Origin of the sequence: Rhodococcus sp. 1163, assembly GCF_002091985.1 — a bacterium.
In the GTDB taxonomy this organism is placed as follows: domain Bacteria; phylum Actinomycetota; class Actinomycetes; order Mycobacteriales; family Mycobacteriaceae; genus Rhodococcoides.
On record NZ_MKKX01000020.1, the window covers coordinates 152,516 to 174,342 of the forward strand.

The window sequence follows — 21,827 nt, forward strand, 5'->3', positions numbered from 1 at the left end:
CCTTTTCACTCTGATCGCCAGCGATCACTGTCGATCACTGCGGGTTCAACTTGTCATAGTTCGTCTCGGGTGCCCCACTATGCCATCCGAAATCTCGCACGGCCAGATTCGGGTACCGACCGGTAGGAACTTGCATCACTGGAGACTGTCGAGCGCGTCTGCCACGAGGAGCATCTCGTCCCCCTCCGCAAAAGTACGAGCCCTACCCGGTCCGGAAGATCGGGTCTCGAAACGAACCGTCACCACGGAATGGCCTGCCCCCTGTATCCACCCGTGTCCGTACTCAGGATGCCTTACATCCATCCCGGGGTGCCACCTCGGGCTCGGTTCCGTCGCGACAGGCGTTGGGTCCGCGGTGGTCGCCGGATCGTCGAGCACATCGTCTGCGTGGTAGTCCAGCTCAGGAAACAGCGAGCCCTGTTGGACGGTCGACAACCCGGCCAAACCCACTCCTACCAAGCGAATCGGGCCCAGTTCCACCGGGTCGAGCACCAGTCGCTGGGCCGCGGCAACGATCGTTTGTTTGTCGACGGTTGCGTACGGAAGGGTCACCGAGCGCGTGAGGATACTCATGTCTGCTTTACGTAATTTCAAGACGACAGTTCGAGCGCCTCGGCCGTCCTTGCACAACCTACGATGGGCGGCGTCGCCACTCGATTCCACTGCGGCGCGCAGTTGGGCCAGCGTCACCAGATCATGTGCGAACGTCGTTTCGGCGCTGACCTGCTTCGCTTCGGCTCGCTCGGCTACCGCGCGATCGTCGATTCCCCGTGCAAGTCTGTGCAGGCTCGGTCCGACCGTCGCCCCGAGAATCGAGGCAACCTCCGATTCCGAAGTGGAGACGAAGGTGCCGATCGTGTCGATCCCGAGCCTGCGAAGCTTCTCCTCCGCCACCGGACCTATCCCCCACAGCTTGCGCACGGGCAATGCCGCCATCAACTCCGTCTGCTCGTGCGGAGTGACGACCTTGACACCATCCGGCTTGGCGAGACCGGATGCAATTTTCGCAATCTGCTTTCCGGTACCCGCGCCGATCGACGCCACCAAGCCGGTTTCCGCCCGCACCAGAGTCCTCAGTGACTCGCAGAAGTCGAGTACCTCTGCCGACGTCGCACCCGCAAGCTCGGACGGCTCCCCGAACGCCTCGTCCATCGACAACTGTTCCAAGATCGGCATCGGAGTACGTAGAGCGTCGAACACTCGGCGACTGAGCGCCTGATACAAGGAACCTCGGGGCGGCAACACGACGGCACCTCCCCCGACAAGCCGTCGTGCCTGATGCATGGGCATGGCCGAACGAGCGCCGAAAACTCGTGCCTCATAGCTGCATCCGGCAACGACCCCGCGTCCACCGGCCCCACCCACCAGTACCGGCCTCCCCCGCAACGTGGGACGGGTCAGCTGCTCGACGGATGCAAAGAACGCGTCCATGTCGAGATGCAGGACCCACCGCGCGCTGCGAGAATCCGTCATGAGCGAGAAACCTCGCGTGGATCACGACACTCCACCGTTGTCTCCCCCGGCCGGTCTCTCACTCTTGGCTGAGCTCGAAGCCCAACGCCGCTGCCGCCCGCTGTGGTGACCGATCGCGCCACAGTTCGCCGTAGACCTCGTTCGCGGCCAGGGATCTGGTGACAGCCTTGTCGATATAGACCGTGCCGTCGAGGTGATCGGTCTCATGCGCCACGATCCGTGCCGGCCACCCGCGAAAGATCTCGTCGATCTCCTTGCCGTTCGAATCGACACATTCGAGCCGAACGGCCGCAGGACGCGAAACGACTGCTTGATACCCGGGCACCGACAGACACCCCTCGAAGAACGAGCGTCGAGCATCCCCGATCGCGGTGTACGTGGGATTGACGAGAACCTGAAACGGCACCGGCGTGCGCTCGCGCGCCTCCGCCATCTCCGGGTCCACCTCGTACATGTCCTCGATCACCGCTATCCGCAGTGGAATACCGATCTGCGGAGCAGCCAATCCCACGCCCGGCGCATCGTGCATCGTCGCCCGCATGACCTCGACGAGCCGCTCGAGTGTCCGAATCTCGAGTTGATCGACCAATGGCGCGGCCGGCGCCCGAAGCACCGGTTCGCCGACGACCACGATCTTCACGACGCCACCGCGAGCCGAGGAGAGAATCTCGCGGACAGCATCTTCCATCGATGCGGCTGCCGTCATCGCGCCCGGCTGACCAATGCGCGCACGCCCTCGCCCAGCTCGATCGCGTCCGGGCCCGGATCCCCATCCACCAAGGTAAGTGCAAGGACCTCACCCTTGATGAGTTCCCGGTGAGTGTCGAGCCAGTCGCGTCGATCAGCCGGTACCTCGACGACGATATCGATCCGATCGGACACCTCCAGCCCGAGGTTACGGCGTGCATCCTGGAATTCGCGGATACGATCCTTCGCCCAACCCTCGGCTTCGAGTTCGGCTGTGACACTCGAGTCGAGCACGACGAGGCCGGCGTTTCCGGGCAACGCAGCCGTCGAATCCGGCTCGGCAGCAACCAATTTGCGAGCGTACTCGGAGGGCAGCAGCTCGATGCCCGCAGCGCTGACAACACCGTTCGCGTCCTCGGACCATTCACCGGCCTTGACGGCCTTGATGACCTTCTGAACGTCCTTACCGATGCGGGGACCTGCCGCACGAGCGTTGACGACAAGTTCGAACTTGCCGTGCACTGCAACGTCGTCGGTCAGATCCACCTTCTTGACATTGACCTCGTCCGCGATGATGTCGGCGTACGGACGCAACCGCTCCGCGTTCTCGGCAGCGACGGTGACCTCGGGCAGCGGCAGGCGCACTCGAAGATTCTGCGCCTTACGTAGACCGAGCACAGTGGAACAGATGGTTCGAACCTCATCCATGGAATCGACGAGTTCGGGATCGGAAGGCAGCTCACCCGCGTCAGGCCAGTCCATCAGGTGCACCGAACGCCCGCCGGTAAGACCACGCCACACGACTTCACTGATCAACGGCAGAAGCGGTGCCGCGATCCGCGTCAGAACTTCCAGCACTGTGTGGAGTGTGTCGATCGCATCGACGTTCTCACTCCAGAACCTCGAACGCGAGCGTCGCACATACCAATTGGTCAGTGCATCACAGAACACGCGAAGCTCGTCGCACGCACCTGCGATGTCGTTTCCCTCCAACGCATCGGTGATCGCATCGCGAGTCGCAGCCAGCTTCGCAAGCACGTACCGATCGAGAACATGCGGCGAATCGGTACGCCACACGCCCGGCTTGTCCGCGTACAACTGCAAGAAGCTCCACGCGTTCCAGATCGGCAGCAAGGCCTGACGAACACCCTCGCGGATGCCCTGCTCGGTCACCACGAGATTTCCGCCTCGAAGGATCGGAGAAGACATCAGGAACCACCGCATGGCATCGGAGCCGTCCCTGTCGAACACTTCCTTCACATCCGGATAGTTCCCCTTGGACTTGCTCATCTTCAAGCCGTCGTCTCCGAGGACGATCCCGTGTGCTGCAACGGTTTTGAAGGCCGGCCTATCGAACAGAGCCGTCGCCAGGACATGCAGCGTGTAAAACCATCCACGCGTCTGACCGTTGTACTCGACGATGAAATCGCCGGGGTTGTGAGTGGCGAACCACTCCTCGTTCTCGAACGGAAAGTGCACCTGCGCATACGGCATCGAACCGGACTCGAACCAGCAGTCCAATACCTCCGGAACACGACGCATGGTCGACTTGCCGGTCGGGTCATCGGGATTCGGCCGCGTCAGATCGTCGATGTAGGGACGATGAAGATCGGTCGGTCGCACACCGAAATCACGCTCGAGATCATCGAGGCTGCCATAGACGTCGAGTCTCGGATACGCCGGATCATCCGAGGTCCACACCGGAATCGGACTGCCCCAGTAGCGGTTTCGGCTGATGTTCCAGTCACGCGCACCCGCGAGCCACTTACCGAACTGCCCGTCCTTGATATGTTCGGGGACCCACGTGATCTCCTGGTTCAACTCGACCATGCGATCGCGGAACTTGGTCACCGCAACGAACCACGACGGAACCGCCATGTAGATGAGCGGCTGACCACTCCGCCAGCTATGTGGGTAGGAGTGCTCGATCGTCTCGTGACGCAGCAACCGTCCCGAGGCCTTCAGATCCTTGATGATGACGGGGTTCGCATCGAACACCATCAAGCCCTCGTACGGCGGCACCATCGAGGTGAACTTTCCACCCGGATCGAGCGGTTGCACCACCTCGATACCGTTGGCCGTCGCCACGTCCATGTCCTCTTCACCGAATGCGGGCGCCAAGTGCACGATTCCGGTACCGGAATCGGTAGTCACGTAGTCGGCGGACAGCACACGATGCGAGTTGGGATGTCCGATGAAGAAGTCGAACGGGGGCGTGTACTTCAGCCCGACAAGATCGGCACCGGTGTGCTCGGACAACACCGTCGGGTTCTCCCCCAGCTCCCGAGCGTAATGAGCCACTCGATCACGTGCGAGTACGACGCGTCCGCCTTCTCCGTCCTCGACCTGCACGTAGTCGATGTCCGGACGCACCGCCATCGCGAGATTCGACGGGATGGTCCACGGCGTCGTCGTCCAGATCAAAGCATCGGCGCCGTCGAGTGGCGAACCCGGCGCGGAGAGCGCCATTCGCACGGTGACGGCCGGATCTTGACGCATCTTGTATGCGTCGTCGAGACGGGTCTCCTGGTTCGACAACGGCGTCTGCTCGTACCAGGAGTACGGAAGAACTCGGAAGCCCTGGTAGATGAGCCCCTTGTCGTGGAGTGTCTTGAATGCCCACATGACCGACTCCATGAAGTCGAGGTCGAGGGTCTTGTAGTCGTTGTCGAAGTCGACCCAGCGTGCCTGACGGGTCACGTAGTCGCGCCATTCGTCGGTGTACTGCAGGACCGACTGCTTGCAGTAAGCGTTGAACTTCGCCAGACCCATCTCGTCGATCTCGGACTTGTCCTTGATCCCGAGTTGCTTCTCGGCTTCGAGTTCGGCCGGCAACCCATGACAGTCCCAGCCGAATCGTCGCTCGACCTTCATGCCCCGCATCGTCTGGAAGCGCGGTACGAGATCCTTGACGTATCCGGTCAGAAGATGGCCGTAGTGCGGCAGTCCGTTGGCGAACGGAGGGCCGTCGTAGAAGACGAATTCTTCGGCGCCTTCACGATTGTCCACGCTGGCGCGGAAGGTTCCATCCGCCGCCCAGGCGTCGAGGACCTTCTTCTCGAGATCGGGGAACGATACGCTGCCGGCTTTCGTGCCGTAGATGTCGACGAGCGGGTAGGAATCGCGTGTCGATGTGTGATCGTCGGTCATGATGACTCCTCGTGCCATCCGCTCGTGTGAGCGGAACGTAGTCGGCACGGGGACGATGTCCGACGTGTCTTTACGTCGGTACCGCGGTACCACCCCGTTTGCATCGGATTCGCCCGCACAGGACGATCCGATGCCACTCACGCTGGCTGTAACGGGCCCACCCGTTCGGTTCTACTGAGCAGGCCGTAAAGGCTCACCGTTCTTCCGAAGACTCCCCGGTGATCGCCGGATCAACGCCTGACTTCTTTCGATCGAACTTCCAGACCCGATGATGCTCAGGAACTAATGCTTCGGCGGGGAGAGATGATCGGGAGGAGATTTCCTACCGGCCAACGCGCCCGTCAGCAATAGAACCGCACCAACTACACATACTGCGATACAGCCCCAAGCCCAGATCACCGAGCCGGTCATCAAAGCGATGACCAGCAAGGCAAACCCCACTGCCGCCGCACACAGCGTCAGTACAAGCACACCACACCTCGTTCCGGATGCGCCGGCAAGCGACCGTCAGGTCCGGAGCGAGCCGTCGCGCGCCATGCGTGAAGCAAACAACCTCTAGTTGTTGCCCTTGGCGTACGACTGGCTGTACCCGGAGGACTGTCCCTCTTGGTTGAAGCCGTCCTTGCCATTGTCCACAGGCAGGGCCGAGGAGCGATTCTCCAACTCTTCGAGCTGCGATTCCAGGTACGACTTGAGACGGACCCGGTACTCGCGCTCGAACGTCTTGAGCTGCTCGATGCGACCTTCCAGAACAGATCGCTGCTCGTTGATCGTCGCCATGATCTCGGTGTGCTTGCGTTCGGCATCGGCCTGAAGTGCGTCGGCCTTCTCCTTCGCCTGCCTGAGCTGGGTCTCCGACCTTGTCTGCGCATCCGACAATAGCGACTCGGATTTCTGACGAGCATCGGTAACCATTGCCTCCGAGCGCGTACGCGCATCGGTGACCAGGCGCTCGGCGTTGGTCCGCGCGTTGCCCAGCAACTGCTCCGACTCGGTTTTCGCATCGCTCGTCAGACGATCTGCCATTTCCTGAGCAAGGCCCAGGATCTTGGCCGCCTGCATGTTGGAATCAGCGCTTTGCGACGCGGCAACGGGAGCCGGAGCTGGGGCCACCACAGGTGCAGGCTTGGGAGGCTCGACCGGGCGTTGCGGCTCCGGAGGTCGCTGCGGCTCTGGCACCTTTTGCTGAACGGGTGCAGATTGGCCGGAGCCGGATTGGCCGGAGCCGGGCTGTCGCGCCGAACTCTTGGAGTCGGACAGCTCCTGATCGAGCTCGCCCACTCGCTGGCGCAGATCAGCATTTTCTTCGATCAGTCGCGACAGCTCTTGCTCGACGAGATCGAGGAATGCATCTACCTCGTCTTCGTTGTAGCCGCGCTTTCCGATCGGCGGCTTACTGAACGCGACATTGTGCACATCAGCTGGAGTCAGCGGCATGGAAGGATCCCTTCACGCGTCTTGAGGCGGTAGAGCAAGCATTCAGTTATATCCCATTCCATACGGTCCGGAACAATCAAACTGTAACTGGCGTCCATTCTGTCACATCGGTCGCGCTGGTCGCTCGCGTCCCCGAAGTCTTGTACCAAAGTATCGAACCCTACGATCCCAGCCCTCTCACGACAGTCATCAGGATGAACACCCCGAAGAGCAACACCATGATCGACAAGTCGAGTCGAACTCCGCCGAGATTCACCGGCGGTATCAGTCTGCGAAGCAGCTTGACCGGCGGGTCGGTCACCGTGAAAATCGCTTCCAGCAATATCACCACAATTCCTGTGGGACGCCAGTCGCGGGCGAACGTTCTGATGAATTCGACGATGATGCGGCCGATGAGAAGCAGCCAGAACATGAAAAGTACGAAATAGAGAACCGCAAACAAGGCCACGTCTCATACTGTGCCCGAAAAAAGCGGCTCGATCAAAGCGACCAGGTCAGAGACCCCCGACGCCCGATCGAGCCGCGGACTTATCGCACAACTCGTCCGAGTCATTGCTGACTGTAGAAGCCGGTTTCGGCGATCCGACGACGCTCCTGAGGCGAGACGTCGACATCAGCGGGCGAGAGGAGAAACACCTTAGTCGCGACCTTGTCGAAGGAGCCACGCAGTGCGAACGCCAGTCCCGCGGCAAAGTCCACCAACCGCTTCGCGTCGGCATTGCTCATCTCGACGAGATCCATGATGACGGGGGTCCCGTCACGAAAGCGCTCACCGATGGTGCGCGCCTCGCTGTAGTCGCGTGGTTGCAACGTGGTGATCTTGGACAAGGGGCCTCCGTCGTCGACGATCGGGCTTCGACGAGTTTCCGCCCGTACATCCATCCTGGTATCGACGGCGAGGTTTCCACGCGTCGCCGTCGGCCGAGCACCTCCGCCGGTTGAACCGCGCGAACTTCTGCCCCCGATGGGTGCCAGAGTAGGAGCCGACCGAGGCGCCTCGAAGTCGTCGTAGTCTTCGGCGTCGTCCAGATTGGCATGCGCGGGCCGTCGAGAAGTAAAGCTGGGGCCGCCGAATTCACGGTCGCCGCGCTCGTCGAGTTCGGCGTACGTGTCGCGCCCCCGCGAAACCCGATGAGTATCGGGTTCGTCGAGGTAGTCGTCTTCATAGTCCGCGAGTGGAACCATGCCGAAGTACGCCTTGAACTTGTGCAGGGTGCTCATCGATCCTTGCCTTCCTTCAAAACTGGCCATTCGGGCTTCACTCCCGGGCGGGTGTTCAGCGTGTCGTCTCCAGGTTCACATTGGGTCAGTTGTGACTGATGTGAACCGTGGTCTCTACAGGCGAGGTTATCGGCCGCGAACCGAGTATTGCGGTACCGACACGCACGCACGTCGATCCGTGTCGCACAGCTGCTTCCAGGTCGCCGGTCATGCCCGCAGACAGTTCGACCGCCTCCGGATGATCGACCAGAACACGCTGGTGCAGTTCGGCAAGAGCGGCGAACGAACTATCGGGGTCGGCTTCGATCGGCGGGACCGCCATCAAACCCGCAAGTGAGAGATTCTCTGCCGATGCGACGAGGTCGACCAGTTCGTCCAGTTGTTCGCGTTCGATGCCGGCCCGATGAACATCGCCATCGAGACTCACTTGAATCAGCACCTGCAAAGGGGTTGTCCGCTCGCCCTCGCCCAGCGCACGATGCACTGCGTTCTGAAGCGCCTGAACCAACCGCGCGCTGTCTACCGAGTGGATCGAATAGGCCCACTTCGCAACCGACTTCGCCTTGTTCCTCTGCAAATGCCCGATCATGTGCCATTTCGCGGGAGAGTCGGCAAAGTGCTCGGCCGTCTCGTGTGCCTTGACCGTTGCTTCCTGCTCCCGCGACTCACCGAACTCACGGCAACCCAGTCGATAGAGAATTTCGACGTCACTCGAGGGGAAGAACTTGGTGACCGGAAGCAGCGTCACGTCCTTTTCGGCGCGGCCGGCGGAGATACACGCCGCACGCAGCCGATCTCGCACCGACAGCAGTGCGTTCTCTATCTCTACGGCTCTGTCACTTGCGATAGTCATGGCACCAGTCAAGCAGGCTCGGTGTCCATCCAGATCACGCTGGCGAACCTGCCGGTCGGTGCTTCCCGCCGATGACTGAACAGGGTTCTGTCCTCGATGGTGCACCGAGGATCTACCACCACCGCCGATACACCGGAAGCCTCGAGTTGCCTACGAATGCCCGCACGGATATCGAGACCCGGCGTCTTACGAACCGTCGTGGTTGCACTACCGGGTAGATGCCTCTCGACGTCGGCCCGCATATGCGCAGGCACTTCGTACTGGCGGCCACTTGCTGCCGGACCCAGAAAAGCACCGACACGTCCGAGGTCTGCTCCTAGCGAAACCATCGCCTCCAGCACCTTGGGCACGATGCCGATTCGGGCACCCACCCGCCCTGCATGGACTGCGGCGATCACACCTGCCTCGTCGTCGGACAGCAGAAGCGGAACACAATCTGCAGTCAGTACCACCAGGCCGAGATTGGGAACGGTCGTCACGATTGCGTCGGTGACCGGTACGGTCTCGGAGACCGGACCGTCCACCACCGTGACGGTGCGACCATGCACCTGTTCCATCCACACCAAGCGGTCGACGCCCAGGCCCAGTTCCCGACCCAGTCGTTCGCGGTTTGCCGCGACCGCCTCCGGAGCATCACCCACATGGTCGCCGAGATTGAAAGTGTCGAACGGCGGCGCCGACACCCCACCCGCTCTGGTGGTGGTAACCCTGCGGACTTTGCCGTTCAGCGCGACATTCCTCTCGGTAGGTGCAATCCCTCTATGAGTGTTCGGATCAGCGACGCATGAACGACGGTACGTCGACCTCGTCTTCGCCCTCTTCTTCGGACACCGATACACGTCGCCCAGTTCCGGGCACACCGTTCGACGGCGCACTGCGTGACTCCGAATTCGGTAGCGGCGGAAGACTACTTCCACTCGGAGCACCTGCGGAATCACGAAAAACTCCCGCCGAACTGGTCGAATCCGATGGCCTCGACGAGGACACTTCGCCGGATCGGGCCGAACCGACGGATCCGCGCGTATTTCCGGGCGCAGCTTCCACAGGTCGACGCGTGGGGGTACCACCGTCGAAACCGGCGGCGATCACGGTGACCCGCACCTCGTCACCGAGCGAGTCGTCGATGACTGTACCGAAGATGATGTTGGCGTCGATGTGAGCGGCTTCCTGCACCAGAGAAGCAGCCTCGTTGATCTCGAACAGACCCAGGTCGGACCCGCCGGCGATCGACAGCAGTACGCCTCGGGCGCCTTCCATCGACGCTTCGAGCAACGGCGAATTGATGGCAGATTCCGCCGCCTTGATGGCCCGACCCTCACCGCGTGAAGATCCGATTCCCATCAGGGCACTACCGGCGCCGGACATGACACCCTTCACATCTGCGAAGTCGACATTGATCAACCCTGGAGTCGTGATGAGATCGGTGATTCCCTGGACGCCGTTGAGCAGTACCTCGTCCGCACTTCGGAATGCATCCATCAAACTGACGGCCGCATCTCCCAACTGCAGTAGCCGATCGTTGGGGATCACTATCAGTGTGTCGCAGGATTCGCGAAGCTGCTGAATTCCGGTGTCGGCCTGGCCGCCGCGACGCTTGCCCTCGAACGAGAACGGTCGTGTGACGACTCCGACAGTCAGAGCGCCGAGTTTGCGGGCGATATTGGCGACGACGGGCGCGCCACCGGTACCGGTGCCACCGCCTTCACCTGCGGTGACGAAAACCATGTCGGCCCCCTTGAGGACCTCTTCGATCTCGTCTTTGTGATCATCTGCCGCGCGGCGACCAACTTCGGGGTCCGCTCCGGCACCGAGTCCGCGAGTCAGCTCGCGACCTACATCGAGTTTGACGTCGGCGTCGCTCATGAGAAGTGCTTGAGCATCGGTGTTGACCGCGATGAACTCGACTCCCTTGAGTCCCTGTTCGATCATTCGGTTGACCGCGTTAACGCCGCCGCCGCCGATGCCGACGACCTTGATTACGGCGAGGTAGTTGTGCGGGGGCGTCATGGGCTCTCGCCTTCCGTGGTTGTTGTCTGGACTGTCAGGTACGGGAAAAGTCTCAACCTGAACCATAGGCTTAGAGTTATGTCAAGTACTCGACTTGATGAACGCTATTGATCGGTGCAACCTTCTGCCATTAGGCGCGCCGGGCACCGCGAAAAGATTTTGCTTCAGACCGTACCTGTCGGTCACCCGAACAGCTACTTGATGGTGGGTAGATCTGGGCTCGATACATCCAGAACCTGTCCAGGCTGAGACAACAATGTAAGCGCCACAGCAGATTTGCGCTCCGAATTATCGCTACTCCCCCATACGAGTGTCCTCCCGTCGAGCAACGACAGCGACACCTCCGATATCGAGGTCGCGCGAACCTCGCCGACTTGACCACGAAGAGCGTCAGGCATCGAATCCAGTACGGCCAGTCCGCTTGTCGTAGCTGCATCCCCTGGACCGGGCGTATCGGTCACCAAGCGCACGACTCCTGGCAGTGGCGTACCGACGGCAAAGTCGACGCCGTCCTTGTCGAGCAAGTGAGTTCCGTCCGGCTCGTCCACGAATGCCACGGGCACTCGTTCCGTCACCGTCACCCGCACGGTCGACGGATACATCCGCTGAACACGTACCGACGCCATTGCCGGGATAGCCGCGACTCGCTGTGCAGCTGATCCAACATCGACCCGAACGAGCTTCTCCCCCAGCAGGATGTCGAGGTCGGCGACAATTTCTTCCTCGGACACCGTCACGTTTCCGGTGACCTCGATCTTGCGGACGGACAACACTGGGGTGAGATACACCAGGGCAAATCCCGCCACGATCACAGCCACCACCGCCGCTGCGATCAGTCCGAGTTTGCGACGCGACCGCGAGACACGCAGACGTTCCGCTTCTCGAGCCTCGCGCCTGCGCTCGCGATCCTTCGCCTCGTGCGATGCGGCCGCGGAATTCGCACCGCCCGTCGACCTTCCGGTGGATTCGCCATTCTTCGGTGTCGCCACGGATTTCGGTCTTGCCTTGGACGTGCGATCAGGCCTGGCGGCACGGCGTCGACTCCCCCGCTCGGGCCGATCGGTCACTCCGATGCCCGACCTTGCCCGATCCTGAAGTCGGTCTTCGACCGCAACGCATCGAGAATGGGTCCGGCCAACATCGTGACATCGCCCGCGCCCATGGTGATGACCACATCTCCGGGGGCGGTCAGCGCGGCAACCTGCTTGGCCACCAAAGACAAATCCGGTTGATAGTTGACCGGGACGGTCACCGCCGCTGCCACCAGTGCACCCGTAACCCCGGGGAGCGGTTCTTCGCGCGCGCCGTACACATCGAGTACGACCACCTCGTCGGCAAGGCTCAACGCCGTACCGAACTCCGAAGCGAAAGTTTCCGTCCGCGAATACAGGTGCGGTTGGAAGACCACGATCACCCGTCCACGCTCGTCTGGACCCGCGACTCCAGCGACGAGTTGCTGTGCCGCAGTCAGCACCGCACGGACCTCCGTCGGGTGGTGCGCATAGTCGTCGAAAACGCGAACACCGTGTTCGCGCCCACGGAGCTGGAACCGGCGATGAACGCCACCGAAACCGGCGAGACCGGCCAGTAGTTCGTCGACCCCGGCCCCGACCTGACGCCCTGCGCTGAACGCGGCAAGAGCATTGAGCGCTGTGTGACGTCCGGGAACCCCCAGGCGCAACGTCCGCGGCTTCTCCTCACCCTCGACCAACAATTGGGCCACACCCCCGACATCCTCGGGTTCCCAATTCAGAAGACGGACCGCCATCTCGACCTCGCCTGTAGCGACGTTCGCCGAACCATAACCGAGCACCCGAACCCCTGGCAGTGCGCGTGCGTGGATTCTCTGAGCGAGGGCGGCGGACCCCGGGTCGTCCATGCAGGCAACCAACACTCCGCCAGGCTCGAGCAAGGCCGCGAAATCGTCGAATACCTGCACGTAGGCCTCGGTCGTGCCGAAGTAGTCGAGATGATCGGCCTCGATATTGGTGACGATCACGACGTTCGGGCTGTACTGCAGCAGGGACCCGTCGCTCTCATCGGCTTCCGCTACGAACACGTCGCCGCTGCCGTGGTGCGCGTTGGTGCCCGCCTCGTTGAGCTCACCACCGACGGCGAACGAGGGGTCGAATCCGCAGTGCTGCAACGCAACCACGAGCATCGACGTCGTAGAGGTCTTTCCATGGGTTCCGGACACCAGCAGCGCGCGATACCCGTCCATCAACGAGGACAACACGGCAGGGCGCAGCACGATCGGAATACCGCGTTCCTCGGCAGCGACGAGTTCGGGATTGTCTTTCGGAATCGCGGCGAGCGTCGTGACGACGACGGTGGGTCCACCCGGCAGCATGTCCAAAGCGGAACTGTCGTGCCCTACTCGGACTTGGGCACCACGTGCCCGAAGCGCAAGAACACCGCGGCTCTCCTTGGCATCCGACCCGGAGACCTGGCCACCACGAGCCAGCAGAATACGTGCAATGCCCGACATACCGGCACCGCCGATGCCGACCATGTGCACTCTCGCGAGCTCGGCTGGAAGCTCGGACATGTCCATCCTTTCACCCGTCACGACAGTGACGCTTCGTTTGGTCGAACCGAGGCGACGTCTACCACGATCTCCGCAACCGTAGCTGCAGCGTCGCGGTGACCCGCACTCCCCGCTGCGATGGACATAGCAGCGATGCGCTCGGTATCGGTGATCAAGTCGACGATCGTGCTACCGACGTACGCCGCGTCGATCTGCGCGTCCTGCACCAGTATCCCGCCCCCCGCATCGACGACGGGCCGAGCGTTCAAGTCTTGCTCACCGTTGCCGTGCGGCAACGGTACATACACGGCGGGCAGCCCTGTCGCAGACACCTCGGCGACGGTCATGGCACCGGAGCGGCACATCGCCAGATCTGCGGCCGCATAGGCCAAATCCATGCGGTTGAGGTACGGAACAGCAATGTACGCAGTCGTTGCGCCTTCGATCGACTCGACATCGACGGTGTTCTTCGGGCCGTGTGCGTGCAGGACCGAGACCCCCGCGGCGGCGAGTTCGGCTGCGGCGCCGGACACTGCGTCGTTCAGCGAGCGTGCACCTTGTGATCCGCCGAACACCAGCAGCACGGGGCCGTCCGCAGGCAACCCGAAATAGGCTCGCGCCTCGTCACGTCGAGAAGCTCTGTCCAGCCCGGTGATCGTAGGTCGGACGGGTATTCCAACTATCTCTGCATCCTGCGCACCGCGAGCGGATACGCCGGAGCCCGGCACGGCCGCCAGCACCCGAGTCGCCAGACGGGCGCCGACCTTGTTGGCAATCCCTGCACTGGCGTTGGCCTCGTGCAGAACGATCGGTATGCGTCGACTGTCACGAGCGAAACGCGCGGCGATGTATGCGGGGAGAGCGACGTATCCGCCGAATCCCACGAGTACGTCCGCTTCGGTCTCGGAGAACACTTTCTTGGTCCTATGCACCGATCGAACGAGTTTTACCGGCAATCGCAGCAGATCGAGTGTCGGTTTGCGCGGCAGGGGAACGGGAGGAACCAATGCAAGTGGATACCCGCGCGCCGGCACGAGCCTGGTCTCGAGGCCGCGTTCGGTTCCGAGCGCGGTAATCCGAATTTCGGGATCGATAGCGCGTAGTGCGTCGGCGACGGCAAGGGCAGGCTCGATGTGTCCTGCAGTCCCTCCGCCCGCTACGACGACGGACAGTGCTCTGGTGACCGGCGGTCGACTTCGTGCATTCACCGTCGATATCCTTGCCCATCGGGGTGGTTGCGTCGCGCGCCGGGTTGCCTCGGCACTCGACGGCGAGGATCGGACCGTTGCTCACCTGGGGCCCCACGACGTGCTCGATTCGATGCACCGCCCACCTGTGCGTGTTCACGTGCGGCCGAACGCCCGCTCTCCGCACGTGCCGCAAGCCGGCGGCGGGCCTCCTGATCGAGGGCAGGCCTGGTCGATTTGGATCGAGCTGCGGCTGCGCGCAGAGGCGAGAACGACGCGGGCATCGGGAGCCGGAGTACTCGATCGAGCCTGCTGTCCCTGCCGGCGTGCAATGCCGCGATCGCTTCGGGTTCGTGTCTCGCGGCATTGGCGATGATGCCGAACATGAGGAGCGTGATCGCGGTCGATGATCCACCGTAGGACACCAGCGGCAACTGCAGACCCGTCACCGGAAGCAGCCCGACGACATAGCAGATATTGATCATTGCCTGGGCGAAGATCCAGGTCGTCGAACCGGCGGCCAACAGACGAAGGAACGGGTCGACGGATCGCATGGCAATGCGGAGGCCGGTGTACACGAACAGGGCGAAAAGACCCAACACTGCCAGGCACCCGATGAAGCCGAGTTCCTCGCCGATGATCGCGAAGATGAAGTCGTTGTGCGCGTTGGGAAGGTAGCTCCACTTGGCACGGCTCTGACCGAGTCCGACGCCGAAGGGTCCGCCGTCGGCCAACGAGTATCTCGCTTGCTTGGACTGATATCCCAGACCCTGCGGATCGTCCCCCGGGTTGAGCCAACCCTTGATCCGGTTCGAGCGATACCCCGCGGTGAATGCCAATACGGTTGCGGCGCCGATTCCGCCGACGACCAGAATTCCGAACAAGCGAGCATTGAGCCCGGCGAACCACAGAAGCGAGACGAGGATGATGCCGATGGCGATGGCCGTACTCAAGTTCGGCTGCAGCACTACCAGCGCGCACATCAGCAACGATGCAGGTACCAACGGGATAAGGAGCGACTTCAAGCTGGCGTGCTCGCTACGCCGCGAGGCCAGAAGATGTGCGCCCCACAAGACGAGCGTGACTTTGGCGAGTTCGGAGGGCTGGAACGAGATCCCAGCGATGTTGAACCATCGACGTGCGCCGTCTGCGCCTTCCGACCCCACACCCGGAATCAAGACGAGCATCAGCATGACCACCGAGATGCAGAACAGCGGGAACGACAGCTTTCGAAGCATCCGAACCGACATGCGCAGCGCGATGTAGAACGCTACGACACCGAGGGCGACGCCGATCAGTTGCTGGGTGAAGAGTGAGTAGGCGGAGCCGTCCGTCGCATAGGCCTCGGCGGCCGAAGAGGACAGCACCATGACCAGCCCGAGGATGGTCAGGAGTGCCGCAATGGTGACGATCAGATGGAACGACGCAAGCGGTCGGCGCATCCACAAGCCGATTCTGGTGCGTGGTCCGCTGGTGGCTGGACCAGCGACGGGTCGAGATCGACCGGATGCGGTACTCACGTTACCGGCCCGATGGCGTGGCCGATATCCGCGGAGTCGAGATCGACTACGGCCTCTGCGAAGCTGCGACCGCGATGCCCATAGTCGACGAACATGTCCAGGGACGCCGCGGCCGGGGCGAGCAACACGGTGTCGCCGGGCCGCGCTCGGCGTGCTGACTCTTGGACGACCGCCCGCATCACTACGTCAGCATCTTCAGCAACATGAGTCACATCAGCATCGTCTCCCGCCGGATACCGCACAACGGGAACATCCGGTGCGTGTCGCGCCACTGCCTCTGCGATCTGCGTCCCATCGCGGCCGATGACAAGTACGGCGACGAGACGCGGAGCAATTTCGACGACGAGTTCGTCGATGGCAGCGCCCTTCAACAGTCCCCCTGCGATCCATACGACGCGGGGATATGCGAGGAGCGAAGACCGCGCAGCATGCGGGTTCGTGGCCTTCGAGTCGTCCACGAACGTCACGTCGTTCGTCGTGCGAACCACGGCGCCTCGATGGGGCCCGACCTGATAGGTCCGGATGCCTTCGGCCACATGGCCAGCATCGACGCCGATCGCGCGAGCCAGAGCAGAGGCCGCAAGCGCGTTCATCCACCCGGCGGGACCGGCGGGCACCACCGCCGTCACCGGCACGATCTGCTCGCGATCGGCGAACGCGTTGTCCACCAGATGATCACCGATGATGCCGAAGTCGCCGGCCGCGGGCTCGGACAAGCGGAATCCGATCACGCGGTCCGCCGTCGATGTCGCCGAGAGCGCGGCTGCGCGGGCGTCGTCGAGACCGATCACAGCGATATCACCGTTCAGCGCCCGAGCCTTGGACTCGACGTAACCATCCATACCCCCGTGCCAATCGAGATGGTCTTCCGCGATATTGAGCACAGCACCCGCGGCGGGACGCACCGAGGGCGCCCAGAACAACTGGAAAGACGACAGTTCGACGGCCAATACCTCCGGGTGCGGCGAGAGTCGAAGGGCATCGAGTATCGGCAGACCGATGTTCCCGCACGCGACGCTGTCGATCCCTGCGGACTTCAATATCGACGCCAGCATCGAGGTGGTCGTGGTTTTGCCGTTGGTACCGGTGACGACCAGCCATCTCGTCGGCGGGCCGTAGATGCCGGCACGATCGATCCGCCACGACAACTCGACGTCGCCCCAGATGGCAACACCGTGGTTCGCGGCCGCCGCCAACACCGGTGAACCAGCTCGTAATCCAGGACTCGTCACCACCAGGGCGATTGCACCGATTCGATCGGTGTCAGCGAGTAACTCGTCCTGCAACACCACGCCCGCCCCGAGTGCGCGGGCGTTGTCCAGCGCACCCGGATCCGAGTCGGTGACCAGAACCTCCGCTCCCAAGTCGAGCAGCGGCTGTACCGTCGCCAAGCCGGACACGCGAGCCCCTGCGACAAGGACGGTCCGTCCCCGAAGCCACGTCAGATCTTCGTCGTATCCGGTTGCGTCGGCAGTCTCGGACACGTGTATCTACCCTCCGATTGCAGCGAGATACTCGCTGTAGAACAGCGCCAGCCCGACGGCCGATGCGATGGCGGCCAGAAGCCAGAATCTGATGATTACCGTGGTTTCCGCCCACCCGGCGAGCTCGAAGTGATGATGGAACGGGGCCATTCGGAATACTCGTCGTCGACTGGAGCGGAAGACCGCAACCTGGATCACGACCGACGCGGCCTCGGCAACGAACAGTGCAGCAATCACGACCATGATCAGCTCGGTTCTCGTCACGATCGACAATCCGGCAAGCAGACCACCCAGCGCCAAGGAGCCGGTGTCGCCCATGAATATCTTTGCGGGCGCGGCATTCCACCACAGGAATCCGATACACGCACCTGCCGCCGCCGCGCAGATCAGCGCAAGGTCGAGCGGATCGCGAACGTCGTAGCAACCGGGCCCCGGGTTCGTCGAACACGCCTGGCGGTACTGCCAGAAGGTGATGACCGTATAAGCACCGAGCACCAGCGTCATCGAACCCGCGGCCAGACCGTCGAGGCCGTCGGTCAGATTGACCGCATTGGACCAGGCAGTCACCAAGAAGTAGCACCACACGATGAACACGATCGAACCCATGCTGACCGTGGCGATATCGCGGACGTAGGACAGTTGGGTACTGCCGGGGGTGAGCCCGTTCGGCCCTCGGAACTGCAGGGCAAGGACGCCGAAAATTACCGCAGCGAAAAGCTGCCCCACCAGCTTGGCGGTCTTGTTCAGGCCAAGATTTCTCTGCTTACGAATCTTGATGAAGTCGTCGAGGAAACCCACCAGGCCAAGCACCGTGGTCAACCCCAGCACCAGAAGGGCCGAAGCCGATGGCCCGTCCGCTTCGTAACCGATACCGATGAGATGCGAACCCCAGTAGCCGGCCCACAGCCCGGCGAGGATCGCAACACCGCCCATGGTGGGAGTCCCGCGCTTGGACTGGTGGCTTGCAGGCCCCTCGACCCGAATCTCCTGCCCGAATCCTTGCTTCGAAAACGCCTTGATCAGCACAGGCGTGAGCAGGATCGCCACAGCGAGTGCAATACCTCCCGCGAAGAGGATCTGTCTCACTGCGATTCCTCCGGTGTCATCGTCTCGTTCTCTCCATCTGCCTCTTCACGCGCTTCCAGCAACGCGTCGGCCACCGACCACAACGCGACCGACTGCGAAGCCTTCACCAGGACGATGTCACCGGGCAGCACCTCGCGTCGCAAAACCGCGATTGCCTCTGCATCGTCGGACACGAGCATCGACTCCTCGCCCCACGACCCCTCCATCACCGCGCCCTGGTGGAGCGCTCGTGTCGGACGACCGGAGTCGACGATCACCAGACGACTCACATCGAGTCGCACAGCCAGCCTTCCGATCGCGTCGTGCTCGATGACTGATTCTGGACCCAGTTCACCCATTTCACCCAATACGGCCCACGTCCGCCGACGCGGCCCACTGCCCGAGCGCGACATCGACACCAGTGCTTTGAGCGCAGCACGCATCGAATCTGGATTGGCGTTGTACGAATCGTTGACAACGGTCACCCCGTCGGGACGGGTACGAACATCCATCCGACGAACCGAGGTTGCATTGGAACCGGCAAGCGCGATCGCGATCATCTCGAGGCTCGCCCCGCATTCGAGGGCCACAGCAGCCGCGGCCAGCGCGTTGCCTACCTGATGTTCACCATGGACGGCGAGAGCGATGCCGATGCTCCCGGCAGAGGTGACAAGAGTGAAGTTCGCACGCGCGTCGGCGTCGAGCTTGACGTCCGTTGCTCGAACATCGGCTTCCACCGAATGCCCGACCGTGACCACCCGAGCCGACGTCCGTGACCTCATCGACAACACCAGCGGATCGTCGGCGTTGAGAATCGCTACCCCGCCGTTCGCGGCATTCGGAAGCGCTTCGATCAATTCACCCTTGGCAAGCGCGATCTTCTCTCTCGATCCGAACTCCCCTAGATGGGCCGTTCCGACGTTCAAGACGACGCCGATTCGCGGAGGCGCGATCGAGGCCAAAGCGGCCACGTGCCCCACACCTCGCGCCGACAACTCGAGAACCAAGAACTTCGTGGTTTCGTCAGCCCGAAGGGCCGTCCAGGGATGGCCCAGTTCGTTGTTGAACGACCCGGGCGGCGCAACAACGGAACCCAGCGGCGCCAGTACCGAGGCCAGTAGATCCTTCGTCGATGTCTTTCCCGAGGATCCGGTCACGCCGACGACCGTCAGTGACGTCGTATTCGCCAAGTCGACAACAGAGGCACGAGCCAATGCAGCCAACGCCCCGAGAACCGCGGCTCCCGATCCATCACGATCGTGCTCGAGAGCCATGGCTCGACCGTCGTGCGGAACGGGTTCGACGACGATTGCCGGCACCCCGACGGGACGGGCAGCAAGGACGGCCACGGCACCAGCGGTCACTGCTGCGGCTGCGTGGTCGTGTCCATCGACCTTTGCTCCCGGCAACGCCAAGAACAGACCTCCCGGGGTCACCTTGCGGGAATCGAACTCGACCGACCCGTCGACGATCCGTGACGGGTCGGGCACGTCGTGCAGGGTTCCGCCGACGATGTTCGCGATCTGGGCGAGTGTCAACGCTTTCACGATGGATCTCCTGCTTCTGCGTCGATCCTGCTGTCGATGGCGGCCGCAAGAACCACCCGATCATCGAATGGATACTTCACACCCGCGATGTCCTGTCCGGTTTCGTGGCCTTTTCCCGCGACCAGAACGACATCGCCCGCACTGGCCCATTTCACAGCCTCGGTGATGGCAGATTCTCGGCCGGCCACATTTCGGACCTCACTGCGCGCCTGCGGGTCGACGGCCAACGCCCCCTCGTACATCGCGTCTCGGATCGCCGATGGATCCTCCGAGCGGGGATTGTCGTCAGTGATCACCAGCAGGTCCGCCCCGCGCGCTCCGGCGGCACCCATCAACGGACGCTTCGCTTTGTCTCGGTCACCGCCTGCACCGAGGACCACCGCAATCCGTCCCGCGGTCTGTTCTCGCAGTGTCTCGATGACTGCTTCCACTGCGGCAGGCTTGTGTGCGTAATCGACCACGGCAAGAAAGTCCTGGCCGCGAACGATGCGCTGCACCCGGCCGGGGACGTCGACCTCGGCCATACCGCGGATTGCGCGACGGACATCTACCCCTGCCGCCGAACAAGCTGCAGCAGCGAGTACCGCATTGGCAACGTTGTATCGGCCGGGTAGCCGAATCTCGGCCGGGTAGCTTGCGCCGCCCGCTTCTACGATCGAAAAGGTCTGCGTGCCGTTGGCTTCCTTCGACCAGTCTGCGATCGTCCAATCGGAGTGCGCAGCGACCGAGGCAGTCACGACGCTCGTTCCGGCCGCACGAGCGATGTCGGCCATTCGCTTTCCCCAATCGTCGTCGATACACACGACGGCCGAGCGGCTTCGGACCCGCGACTCCGCGGTGAACAGTCGACTCTTCGCCTGGAAGTAGTCCTCGAGGGAACCGTGGAAGTCCAGATGATCTTGTGACAGGTTGGTGAAGGCGCCGACCGAGAACACCGTGCCGTCGACGCGGCCCAGCGCCAAAGCATGACTGGACACCTCCATGACGACCGTATCGATGCCGCGCTCGAGCATCACCGCAAACAATGCGTGCAATTGAGGCGCTTCAGGAGTGGTGAGGGCACTCGGGACTCGGGAACCAGCGATTTTCGTCTCGATGGTCCCGATCAACCCCGTCACCCTGCCTGCAGCGACCAAGGCTGCCTCGAGGAGATATGCCGTCGTCGTCTTTCCGGACGTGCCGGTAATGCCGATGACGGTCATGTTCTCGGAAGGATTGCCGTAGACGAGTGCCGAGACGGTGCCGAGAATCATCCTCGGGCTCTCGTGCAGCAAAACCGGCACCGGCAACTGCGGATACTTGCCACGGACGATGTCCATGCCCTCGGAATCGGTGAGGATCGCGACCGCACCCCGATCCAGCGCATCCTCGACGAACGTCGCACCATGTACGGACGATCCAGGGAGCGCTGCGAAAAGGTCGCCGCGCTCGATGCCCTGTGCACGCAGGTCGATGCCGGTGACAGCATTTCGCTGCGCCACCTCATCGTCTACGACCACCGCGTTCGACACGTCGGCAAGGTCTTCGACCGACGTGTGGGGCGGCTTCGACGGGCGAAACGCCGTCGGAGCAGGCTGCGGCACTTCTGGCACAGTCACTGTGCTCCTTTCTGCCCGGCTGCGAGGATGTCTCGGGTCCGCCGGGGGCGCGGTCGTCGACACGGATATCC

Annotated in this window: 18 protein-coding genes; all 18 read right to left on the reverse strand. The window is 62.6% G+C overall.

Annotation, left to right across the window (positions count from 1 at the left end):
* Positions 1–135: 135 nt before the first annotated feature.
* The 18 genes from BJD99_RS09650 to BJD99_RS09735 all read right to left on the reverse strand — a co-directional run bounded on the left by BJD99_RS09650 (position 136) and on the right by BJD99_RS09735 (position 21,756).
* Positions 136–1,473 (reverse strand): DNA polymerase IV, encoded by a 1,338-nt coding sequence (locus BJD99_RS09650; protein ID WP_084346606.1) that lies wholly within the window; start codon positions 1,471–1,473, stop codon positions 136–138.
* A 58-nt stretch (positions 1,474–1,531) separates the two neighbouring features.
* Positions 1,532–2,179, reverse strand: a complete 648-nt coding sequence (locus BJD99_RS09655; protein WP_084346607.1) for a peptide deformylase — start codon at positions 2,177–2,179, stop codon at positions 1,532–1,534.
* Complete coding sequence (gene ileS / locus BJD99_RS09660) at positions 2,176–5,310, reverse strand: isoleucine--tRNA ligase (RefSeq protein WP_084346762.1); 3,135 nt, start codon at positions 5,308–5,310, stop codon at positions 2,176–2,178. The genes BJD99_RS09655 and ileS overlap by 4 nt, the downstream gene beginning before the upstream one ends.
* Positions 5,311–5,592: 282 nt before the next feature.
* A complete protein-coding gene (locus BJD99_RS09665) occupies positions 5,593–5,781 on the reverse strand; it encodes a hypothetical protein (RefSeq protein WP_084346608.1) in 189 nt (62 codons plus the stop codon).
* Between the two features lie 84 nt (positions 5,782–5,865).
* Positions 5,866–6,747, reverse strand: coding sequence for a DivIVA domain-containing protein (locus BJD99_RS09670; protein WP_084346609.1), 882 nt, complete (start codon positions 6,745–6,747; stop codon positions 5,866–5,868).
* A 160-nt stretch (positions 6,748–6,907) separates the two neighbouring features.
* Positions 6,908–7,195 carry a YggT family protein gene (locus tag BJD99_RS09675; RefSeq protein ID WP_084346610.1) on the reverse strand — a complete coding sequence of 96 codons (288 nt, stop codon included), beginning with the start codon at positions 7,193–7,195 and terminating at the stop codon, positions 6,908–6,910.
* A 101-nt stretch (positions 7,196–7,296) separates the two neighbouring features.
* The gene (locus BJD99_RS09680) at positions 7,297–7,968 is read right to left on the reverse strand and encodes a cell division protein SepF (protein WP_084346611.1); all 672 of its coding nucleotides are present in this window, start codon (positions 7,966–7,968) and stop codon (positions 7,297–7,299) included.
* 85 nt (positions 7,969–8,053) lie between these two features.
* Entirely contained in the window at positions 8,054–8,821 is a 768-nt protein-coding gene (locus tag BJD99_RS09685; protein WP_143542102.1) for a YggS family pyridoxal phosphate-dependent enzyme, read from the reverse strand.
* A gap of 8 nt (positions 8,822–8,829) precedes the next feature.
* Complete coding sequence (pgeF, locus tag BJD99_RS09690) at positions 8,830–9,549, reverse strand: peptidoglycan editing factor PgeF (protein WP_179142282.1); 720 nt, start codon at positions 9,547–9,549, stop codon at positions 8,830–8,832.
* Positions 9,550–9,595: 46 nt separating this feature from the next.
* The gene (gene ftsZ / locus BJD99_RS09695) at positions 9,596–10,828 is read right to left on the reverse strand and encodes a cell division protein FtsZ (protein WP_084346765.1); all 1,233 of its coding nucleotides are present in this window, start codon (positions 10,826–10,828) and stop codon (positions 9,596–9,598) included.
* Positions 10,829–11,022: 194 nt separating this feature from the next.
* Positions 11,023–11,895 (reverse strand): cell division protein FtsQ/DivIB, encoded by an 873-nt coding sequence (locus BJD99_RS09700; protein WP_256895575.1) that lies wholly within the window; start codon positions 11,893–11,895, stop codon positions 11,023–11,025.
* Positions 11,892–13,376 (reverse strand): UDP-N-acetylmuramate--L-alanine ligase, encoded by a 1,485-nt coding sequence (murC, locus tag BJD99_RS09705; protein WP_084346766.1) that lies wholly within the window; start codon positions 13,374–13,376, stop codon positions 11,892–11,894. Before murC ends, BJD99_RS09700 begins: the two co-directional genes overlap by 4 nt.
* A 17-nt stretch (positions 13,377–13,393) precedes the next feature.
* Positions 13,394–14,563 (reverse strand): undecaprenyldiphospho-muramoylpentapeptide beta-N-acetylglucosaminyltransferase, encoded by a 1,170-nt coding sequence (gene murG / locus BJD99_RS09710; protein WP_256895577.1) that lies wholly within the window; start codon positions 14,561–14,563, stop codon positions 13,394–13,396.
* Entirely contained in the window at positions 14,560–15,984 is a 1,425-nt protein-coding gene (ftsW, locus tag BJD99_RS09715) for a putative lipid II flippase FtsW (RefSeq protein ID WP_084346769.1), read from the reverse strand. Before ftsW ends, murG begins: the two co-directional genes overlap by 4 nt.
* A gap of 74 nt (positions 15,985–16,058) precedes the next feature.
* A complete protein-coding gene (gene murD / locus BJD99_RS09720) occupies positions 16,059–17,546 on the reverse strand; it encodes a UDP-N-acetylmuramoyl-L-alanine--D-glutamate ligase (RefSeq protein ID WP_084346612.1) in 1,488 nt (495 codons plus the stop codon).
* A gap of 6 nt (positions 17,547–17,552) precedes the next feature.
* The gene (gene mraY, locus BJD99_RS09725) at positions 17,553–18,632 is read right to left on the reverse strand and encodes a phospho-N-acetylmuramoyl-pentapeptide-transferase (protein WP_084346613.1); all 1,080 of its coding nucleotides are present in this window, start codon (positions 18,630–18,632) and stop codon (positions 17,553–17,555) included.
* Positions 18,629–20,158, reverse strand: a complete 1,530-nt coding sequence (gene murF, locus BJD99_RS09730; RefSeq protein WP_084346614.1) for a UDP-N-acetylmuramoyl-tripeptide--D-alanyl-D-alanine ligase — start codon at positions 20,156–20,158, stop codon at positions 18,629–18,631. Before murF ends, mraY begins: the two co-directional genes overlap by 4 nt.
* Positions 20,155–21,756, reverse strand: coding sequence for a UDP-N-acetylmuramoyl-L-alanyl-D-glutamate--2,6-diaminopimelate ligase (locus tag BJD99_RS09735; protein WP_084346615.1), 1,602 nt, complete (start codon positions 21,754–21,756; stop codon positions 20,155–20,157). The genes murF and BJD99_RS09735 overlap by 4 nt, the downstream gene beginning before the upstream one ends.
* Positions 21,757–21,827: the final 71 nt, after the last annotated feature.